General features: G+C 39.9%; 7 protein-coding genes and 1 pseudogene. 5 read left to right on the forward strand and 3 right to left on the reverse strand.

The window, feature by feature from the left end; genetic code table 11:
• The 4 genes and pseudogenes from F6K38_RS29615 to F6K38_RS29630 all read left to right on the forward strand — a co-directional run.
• Positions 1–216: pseudogene (locus tag F6K38_RS29615) on the forward strand (glycosyltransferase); the annotation flags it as partial.
• Positions 217–232: 16 nt separating this feature from the next.
• Positions 233–1,288: a tryptophan dehydrogenase ScyB gene (gene scyB, locus F6K38_RS29620; RefSeq protein WP_287358643.1), complete on the forward strand. Its 1,056-nt coding sequence runs from the start codon at positions 233–235 to the stop codon at positions 1,286–1,288.
• A gap of 1,027 nt (positions 1,289–2,315) precedes the next feature.
• The gene (locus tag F6K38_RS29625; RefSeq protein ID WP_287358646.1) at positions 2,316–3,101 is read left to right on the forward strand and encodes a sulfotransferase domain-containing protein; all 786 of its coding nucleotides are present in this window, start codon (positions 2,316–2,318) and stop codon (positions 3,099–3,101) included.
• A complete protein-coding gene (locus F6K38_RS29630; RefSeq protein WP_287358649.1) occupies positions 3,098–3,973 on the forward strand; it encodes a sulfotransferase family protein in 876 nt (291 codons plus the stop codon). Before F6K38_RS29625 ends, F6K38_RS29630 begins: the two co-directional genes overlap by 4 nt.
• Here the strand turns inward: F6K38_RS29630 and F6K38_RS29635 are convergent.
• The 3 genes from F6K38_RS29635 to F6K38_RS29645 form a co-directional block, all read right to left on the reverse strand.
• Complete coding sequence (locus tag F6K38_RS29635) at positions 3,943–5,793, reverse strand: ABC transporter ATP-binding protein (protein ID WP_287358652.1); 1,851 nt, start codon at positions 5,791–5,793, stop codon at positions 3,943–3,945. The two genes, F6K38_RS29630 and F6K38_RS29635, sit on opposite strands and share 31 nt — an antisense overlap.
• Before the next feature lie 283 nt (positions 5,794–6,076).
• Positions 6,077–7,450 (reverse strand): sulfotransferase, encoded by a 1,374-nt coding sequence (locus tag F6K38_RS29640; RefSeq protein ID WP_287358655.1) that lies wholly within the window; start codon positions 7,448–7,450, stop codon positions 6,077–6,079.
• Between the two features lie 2 nt (positions 7,451–7,452).
• Positions 7,453–8,292: a sulfotransferase gene (locus F6K38_RS29645; protein WP_287358658.1), complete on the reverse strand. Its 840-nt coding sequence runs from the start codon at positions 8,290–8,292 to the stop codon at positions 7,453–7,455.
• 439 nt (positions 8,293–8,731) lie between these two features.
• Between F6K38_RS29645 and F6K38_RS29650 the strand changes: the two genes are divergently transcribed.
• Positions 8,732–9,234, forward strand: a 503-nt coding sequence (locus F6K38_RS29650; RefSeq protein WP_287358661.1) for a sulfotransferase family protein, incomplete at its 3' end; no start/stop codon positions are given.

Here is a 9,234-nt window from a genome sequence, read left to right on the forward strand (position 1 = left end):
CCTTTTTGGGGGCAAACGGTGGCTTCCTTGGGTGTTGGCACGTCGCCGATCCTACGCAAAGACTTAACAGCAGAAAAATTAGTTGCTGCAATTCGCACTGCCACCAGTGATGAAGCTATGAAGGCTCGCGCTCGCGTTTTAGGGGAAAAGATTCGTTCTGAAGATGGCGTAGCAAGGGCGGTAGAAATTTTTCATCGCCATTTACCAAATTATTAGATATGAGGATATCTGTATGAAACTGTTTGAAACGACTACGGAAATGGGTCATGAGCAAGTGTTATTTTACCAGGATCAAAAGGTAGATTTAAGGGCTATCATAGCACTCCACGATACCAGCCCAGGAAAAGCTATGGGGGCAACTCGTTTATGGCCCTATGTTTGTGAAGAAGATGCCTTGAGAGATGTTCTGCGTCTGAGCCGTGGGATGACTTACAAGGCGGCTTGTGCGAATATTCCTGTGGGTGGAGGTAAGGGCGTAATTATTGCTAATCCTCAGAACAAAACTGATGAAATGTTAAAAGCTTATGGACGCTTTGTGGAGAGTCTGAATGGACTTTTTATTACAGGTCAAGATGTCAATCTTTCTCCTAAAGATGTGCGGACAATTCAAAGTGAAACCAACTATGTAGTTGGTGTATATGAAAAGTCAGGAGGACCGGCTCCACTTACGGCTAGAGGAGTTTTGTTAGGGATTAAAGCAGCTGTAGAGTTTTGTTGGCAGACACAAAGACTGGATGGACTGAAAGTTGCAGTTCAAGGTTTGGGTAATGTCGGTCAAAGTCTTTGCAAGTATTTACACCAAGAGGGCGTAGAACTTTTTGTTAGTGATTTAAACCCGAATAAAACTGAAATAGCAAAAATATTATATGGAGCCAAGGTAGTAGAACCAAGTGAAATTTACTCCCTTGATGTTGATATTTTTTCTCCTTGTGCTTTAGGGGGAGTTTTGAATAGTTTAACTATTCCTTTAATTCAAGCCAAAATTATTGCTGGTGCAGCAAATAACCAACTAGAAGATGAACAAAGACATGGTCAAAAAATTGAATCAAGAGGAATTATTTACTGCCCAGATTATGTAATCAATGCTGGGGGATTAATCAATGTATACAATGAAATGATTGGTTATGAAGAAGAAAAAGCATTTGAGCAGCTTGATAATATCTATTCTACTATTCAAGAAATTTTACTTTTAGCAGATGAACAGAAAATCAATACTGGTGAAGCTGCTAGACAGTTGGCAGAACAACGCATACTTGAAATCAAAAAAAGCAAGTTTCAACTAATTTAATAGTATAGCGGTTTCTAGTCTAATGAGGTACACATAATTTTTTCCGTCTTCCCTCACTTCCCCTCCTGGGAGGGGTTAGGGGTGGGTTCCTATTATGACTTCACTGCTCCCTGCTCCCAGCCCCCCTTCCGCGCGGGGGCTTAGGGGGGATTCCTGCTCCCTAAAACCTTAGGTGCGCTTTCCGCATTAAGAATTAAATTCGCCACGGGTCGCACCTCAAAAATTTGTACCTCACCTAATTGAAAACCGCTAGAAATAGGTAAATATGGAATTAAATTCTGACATGACAGCTAATGACATTGACCAAGGTACTAATAATGATCTGGATTTGATTGTGCCGGATGAAGAGAGTGTTGAAGTTGCTAATTAAGATACAGATAATTCAGATGAAACAGCAGTAGTCCCAAATTTGTATAAGCGTTTATTAAAATATGCCTGTCAGCAAAAAACGCTGAAATTAGTTGCTGCAATTCCCACTGCAACCAGTGATGAAGCTATGAAGTATCGCCCTCGTCTTTTAGGGTAAAAGATTCGTTCTGAAGATGGCTTAGCAAGGGCGGTAGAAATTTTTCATCGCCATTTACCAAATTATTAGATATGAGGAGCTATGTATGAAACTGTTTGAAACGATTGCATAAATGGCTCATGATCAAGTATTTTTTGATCAGGATCGAAAGGTAGATTTAAGGGCAATTTTATCACCAACCATTGTAAGCATTCAGCCGTCAGCCGTCAGCCGTCAGCCATTCGCGTTCGCGCAGCGTGGCCATAGGCCAAGCGTGGCCATTCGCGTTCGCGCAGCGTGGCCATAGGCCAAGCGTGGCCTATGGCCAAGGCCAAGGCTCACGCTGCGCGAACAGCTTATTTTATTCAAAAGCACCTCAAGTAGCGCATTAGCTGATAGCTGATAGCTGAATGCTGATAGCTGAATGCTGATAGCTGAATGCTGATAGCTGAATGCTGATAGCTGAATGCTTACCAACCATTTACCCAGTATTGTATTGTTTAAGATTTTATTTGTAGTACAATGACACCAGATAAAGAAAAACGATTGAAAGGGAAAAACGAGTCTGATTTTTTACTCATTTCCTTTCCTAAATGCGGTCGAACTTGGCTGCGATTGATGTTAGGAAGAGTTTTCCAGATGCACTTTAAGTTAAAGGATGCTAATATTTTAGAACTAGACAAATTGAGAGAATTACATCCCGATATTCCCAAGATTTGTGTATCCCACGACGATAAACCGCAATGGAAAAAACCGGATGAGTTGGTAACCTCAAAAGCTGAATATCAAGACAAACGGGTAATTTTTTTAGTCCGAGATCCCAGAGATGCGATCGTCTCTAACTATTACCAGAAAACGAAACGTCGCCAAGCTTATGACGGTAGTTTATCGGAATTTATTCGCGAAGAGAATGGTAGTTTCGCCACACTTATCCTTTTTTATAATATCTGGGCAGAAAATCGAGAGGTACCCCAAGATTTTTTACTGGTTCGCTATGAAGATATCCATCGCGATCGCCAAAAAGAATTGCGTCGGATGTTACATTTCTTAGGTTTACCAGAAATTGCCGACGATTTGATTGCAAAAGCAGGAGAATATGCTAGTTTTGAGAATATGCGCAAAATGGAAGTTGAAAATAAATTTAACTCGCCGCGCATCAGTGCGGTAGATCCTGGAGATATCAACTCTTACAAAACTCGCAGAGGTAAAGTAGGTGGATTTAAAGACAACTTGAGTACAGCCGATATTGATTATCTCAATTGTATAATGAAAGAAAGTCTGTCAGTTTTTTATGGTTATGAAGTATGAAAGAAAGTAATCATTTGTTTGTCTCCGGTGCGCCGCGCTCGGGAACAACCTTGCTACAGCTAGTTTTGTCTGCACATCCCCAGATTACTGTAACGCCGGAGACGCATTTTATTCAGCAATTATTTGCCAAAGATTTTACTACCAAACAGTTAAATCGAGAACAGAAAGAGGTGGCGATCGCCTTAATGCGATCGGACAAAAAACTCAACAGTTGGCCAAATTTTAACCTCGACCAATTTATCGCCACCGTTTCCTGGAAAACCGACTTAACCATCAGTCAGCTTCTTGACTCTCTCTTTAATTTTTTTGCTTGCCAAAACAATAGCGGTACAGACTATCTAGGCAACAAAAAAGGCTGTTACGCTAAGAAACCTTATACAGATTATACCCAAAAAGTCTTCCCCGATGCTCGATTTATCTATATTGTCAGAGACCCCAGAGATATAGTTCGCTCAATGCTCGATAATATATATTTTGTAAAATCTCTAGAAGAAGCAGCAACAATTTGCCAAAGTCGCGGTCAGGGGATCTGGGAAATGAAGGAAAACTTTCCCGAAACTGTCTTCGTAGTCCGTTATGAAAACCTGATTTTAACACCAGAAAAAGTTTGCAGCCAAATATGCGCCTTTTTGGATATTTCCTTCGACAAGCAGATGTTGAATTTTTACGAACTAAATAAAGGGGGTTCCCGCTTGCTGGGGGTGACTAAAGACATTCATCCCCACACCCAAACCCCCTTTAACCCGGAATTAATTCAACAGTGGCAGAAACAACGATGTTTTACCAACCAAGAATTAGAAACAATTGAAACAATAACTAGCGATTACCTCAACCGTTATGGTTATGAAACATATTCTAGTTTTTTGTCCTGAATGTCTAGTGGTTCTAACTGACTGGATTTTTGCGGAAATTGCCGGGAGTGCAGAGAAGCATACCTTCCCCCTTTAGCAATTAATTCTGGGTGCGTTCCTGTTTCCAAAATGCATCCGGACTCTAAAACAACAATTTTATCTGCCTTTTCAATCGTGGAAAGTCGGTGAGCAATAACTAAACTCGTGCGGTCTTTTAATAGTTGCTGCAAAGACTCTTGGATGAGTTGTTCGGACTCGGTATCCAGAGCAGAAGTTGCTTCGTCAAGGATGACAAATTGGGGATTTTTAAGGAGAATGCGAGCAATAGCTAAACGCTGTCTTTGTCCTCCCGAAAGTTTCACACCGCGTTCGCCAATTATTGAATTGTAACCCTCCGGAAAGTTGATAATAAAATCATGGGCATTAGCTGCTTTAGCGGCGGCTTCAATTTCCGCATCCGTAGCATCAATCTTGCCATAAGCAATATTATCTCGTACCGTGCCGTAAAGGAGTAAAGTTTCTTGGGAAACAATTCCGAGATGCGATCGCAGAGACTCCAAACTGATATCCCGCAAATTGCGATTATCAATTAAAATTTTCCCTTTTTGAGGGTCGTAAAAACGAGCAGCTAGTTTCGCAACGGTGCTTTTTCCCGCACCAGAAGAACCCACTAATGCCACAGTCATTCCCGGTTTTATCTCCAGAGTAAAGTCATGTAGAACTGTCTCCCCTTCCTGATAACCAAACTCGACATTTTCAAATTTCAGGTTACCTTCTACGGAAGTTAATACAACTGCATCTTCCTTTTCTTTTACTTCTGGTTCCATTTCCAAAATTTCAAAGACTCGCTCCGAACCAACAAGGGCTCTTTGCACGAGCTGAATCATTTTGCTAAAACGTCGGATTGGTCTATTAACTTGAGAGACATAGGCTAAAAAAGCAGCTAGTTCACCAATAGTCAGACGACCAACTATTACTTCCCAGGAACCGAAAACCAAAACTATCGCACTCCCAATGTTGTTGAGGACATCAATAACCGGAAAGAAAATTGACCAAAGACGAGTAGCGCGAATATTCGCCTCCATATAGCTACGGCTTTGTTCAAAAAAACGGTTAATTTCGTACCGTTCGTTACCAAAAGATTTGATGACCTGAATATTGGAAATTGTATCTTGGAGATGATTGTTAACCGCTGCGGCTTGCTCTTCCACCTCTCGGTAAGCACCCCGCATTGATTTGCCAAAAACTTGCGTCATATAAATCGTCAGGGGCCAGGTAAAAATCAGCAGTAGACTCAATTGCCAATCAGTAGTCAACAGATAAATAATAATGACAATCACGGTGAAAACATCTACTAAAATTTCCGCAATGTCAGCAGTAACTAAAGTACCAATTGCATTGACATCTTTCGCCAGCCGTGACATTAAATCCCCCGTCCGCTGATTTTCAAAAAAGCTAATTGATAGCCCCTGAATATGTTTGTACATATCGTTGCGAATGCTGTCAATTATTCTTTCACCAAACAAAGACATCAGATAGGTGCGACCATAATTAAGCACCCCCGTAAGGATAGAAATTAAAAAAATTGCGCCTACTATCCAAGGTAATAAATTCAATTGTTTGGTGGGGATAACAACGTCAATCGTGTAGCGAGTAACCTGGGGAATTAGAGCCTGCATAATTGACAGACAAATAATTATCACTAACGCAAAAAAGAAGGGTAACTTGTTTTGCCAAACATATTTAAATATTCGCTGTAACAGTTTTTTGACTGCTCTGTTTGTATCTAATTTATCAGCATCACTTAGGGCAATTTTTAGAACTACGTTGCTTGTTGTCACTTATCCTAACTCCGAATCTGTCTTATTTTTATTCTGTCACAGCAAGGACTGTTTTTTCCGGGAAAGGAAAATTTAAATCTGTGATGGGAGCATTTCTTTTATAGCATTTGCTCTTATTAGTGTGATATGCGGAAAATGGCGGAAACCCTTATGCTCCTTATGCTGTCTACTATTTACCGTACCTCATTAATATAAGGTACAGTATTTTTCCCTGTTCCCTGTTCCCTGTTCCCTAAAATCCCAAACTTGTGTACCTCACCTATTTGATAAATGTTTCATATCTTCATATCTTTCTTTTATTGTAGGGGAATGGTTCGTTGCACCCTACTGGAAAATCAAAGAAGGGAAATAACTTGTCCCATCCTTCTCCTTGGCAAATATTAATAACTAATAAAGAGTCTGGGCGATCGCGGAAATATTCCAGCACATTTTTATAGTGGAGGTCGTAAACATAAGATAATCTGTCAGCATTAAACTGATAAGTTCCGTACACAGCACTCCGTAGTAATCTCCTCAACTGCATTTTACTTTTCTCTTCCGGTGCATCGTCAAAGATAGGTTTTTTGCTCCAATGTGCTTCTATTGATTTGAGCCAAGATTCTTTTTCCCGCACCGTCAGAATGAACTTACTATCGGGATAAATTTTATCTAACTGAGCATAATAAGGAGCAACAGTAATATCAGTAATGCCATCCCAACTATTCAATAAGGAAAACTCGTAATTTCCTGCTATCAATTCTTGCAGAGTTGTTTCATCATTTGGATAATGAACGACATTGATACCCAACATATTTAATGCCTCCGTTAAGCTTTTTGTCCCCGTGCGACTTAAGCCAATCCCAAATACTTTCATCCGCTTACTTCGCTGCCATTTTTTCGGATTAATCTTAGCGGATAATTCCAAGACTTGTTGTAAAGTCAATGCTTCTTTTTCGGCAATATTTAACTTTTCTAACTCGCGAATCGCAATCTGCGGTAAATCGGCAATTAATTGCTCAATTTCTTCTGGGTTTCCTTTAATGAATTTTCGACTGTAGTTGACAGCATAGTTAGCCACAATAAAATCTCGTTCCTTGCTGTCCTCGCTTTGCTTTTTCCAATCAGCTTGATTAACTTTTAATTTGGCTTCCAAATAACCTTTACGATTTCTTAGTTCCCTGATCACATATTTAACAAAAACATCTCGGTAATACTGAAAAAAGTCGTGAAAGATTTGAAAATGCTTAAAAGCCTTGCCTTGGTTTAGCTGACGTAGGGCTAAATTACGAGTGCTAGACTCTGGTCGCAGCACGTATTGGCGATCACCTTCGGGAATTTCTATTTTTTGCATCGTTCGCACTACGTCAATTCTGGTAATATGAACCCCACAATGGATGTGACCTCGGAATTGATCGAGAACGTAACAGTCTACATAAGGAAGGTTATTGTCCTGGAGAAATGGTACCATATCCTCAAAAATCAAACAATCAGCATCCGCAAATACCACAAAATCGCAATCGTAATTTATTGCCAACATTTGCTGCACAGCTTTAGAAAATGGTTTAACATTTTCGATAATATGCACCTGTTGGGGCTGAATGTTTTTTACCGCCAATTCTAGCGCCGCATCCGAGGTTCGTTCTCCGACAGTTCTAAACACTAAGTCTATTTTTTTCATCTCTACACTTCCCACTTAAATTCTTCATTAATTTTACCAGCAATTTTCACAAATAAACGCTCTACATCAGGGTCTAGTTCTTCTCGCCAACGCAAATCTAAGCTAATTTCTAAACCGTGATTCTGATAATAATCTCGGCGATTTTCGGAAACTTTAGCAAAAGAGGTATCTAAGTTTTTATTTTGTGCTTTGGCTACTAAAAACTGAGTCCCGCTGTTACCGCCAATGGGATGATGTTCGTGCAGGTAATACTCGACCATTTCCGGTTGATATTCGATCTCGAAAAAATCGCACAACCTTTTGGTTACTTCTGCGGGCTTACTAGCTAATTCTTCATATTTAACTTTGCTTTTTTTTCCGCTAAATTGCTCGTAGAATAGTTGGGTATTATTTATTTTTTCAACCCAGCTATTAATTCTTTGCTCTACATTGTTTTCTGGATATTTTCTCAGGTAAGAATTGATAACTGCTCGACCATCTCTTTGCATAAAAAGCAAAAAAATCTGAGAATTTGTATTTTCTATCGCGGTTATCTGTTCTGTTATCCACTTGATTTCTTTGGTCGAATCGATAACGATCGCCTTTCCGGTTTGGCGCGATAATTGTTCGTAGATATCGAGGCTATCGATAACCACAAAATCCCCCCAAACCGGACAGTTACTACCGCAAATTTTGCAAGTTCTTTTTCTCTCTGGTTTATGCAAATCTTGGAAATATCTGGTTTTATTAGCCTCTCCACAATAAAAACAATCCCGATGACTTCCCAAAATCAGCCCCAAAAGCGTCGATCCCGAATGACCAGCGCCACAGATAAAACCAACTTTTTGATTAATTCTTGCCAACTGATTTTACCTCAATTATAGCTCTAGATTATCTTAACATAGCAAACTCATTTTATCTAGTAATATCATGTCAGGATAATTACCCTTAATAAAAATCTCCCCCATCTCCCCATCTCCCCACCCTTCCCGCGCCCCCGCCCCACCCTTCCCACACTTTTATTACCTACATTGCGCACGACAAAATGTAGTACGTTTTGCAATACAATAGCGAGAGTGAGATATGAGTATTTGTACTCATAAAAAAATCAGAAAATCTGCCCCAAAATAATTGGCATTGAGTTATATCCTACATTGCGCACGACAAAATGTAGTACGTTTTGTCGTGCGCAATGTGGGATGAAAGGCTACGGGGCAAAGCCAATCGCGCTCCAACCTCTTACACAAATCATTTAGGCTTGCTATGATACAATTCTTATTGAGCAATTTTGTAAAAGACTCTATGACTACAAAAATTTTGGGTATTGGGTTATCTAAGACTGGAACAACTAGCTTACACGCCGCCCTGGAAATCCTGGGATACGCTAGCATTCATTACCCTAGAACATTGGAAGAAATCGATCGTTATGATGCAGCTATGGATATCTCCGTTGCCTGTTGTTTTGAAGAATTAGATCAGTTCTATCCTGGCTCTAAGTTCATTTTAACAGTGAGAGACTTAAACCAGTGGTTAAAGTCCTGTAAGTACCACTTTGAGCAGAGAATCAATCTAGACGAATTTTCACCAAAAAACAGAGAAATTATTAAAAAAAATAGGCTAAAAAACTATGGCACGTTAGTTTATGACGCGGTTCTTTTTCAAGAAGCATATCACAGACATGTGCAGCACGTACAAAATTACTTTGCCCATAGACCTGAAGATTTACTAATTATGAATATTACTGGTGGGGATGGATGGGAACATTTATGTTCTTTTCTAAAATGTTCTATCCCTGACCAACCATT

Origin of the sequence: Moorena sp. SIO3B2 (assembly GCF_010692525.1) — a bacterium.
In the GTDB taxonomy this organism is placed as follows: Bacteria; Cyanobacteriota; Cyanobacteriia; order Cyanobacteriales; family Coleofasciculaceae; genus Moorena; species Moorena producens.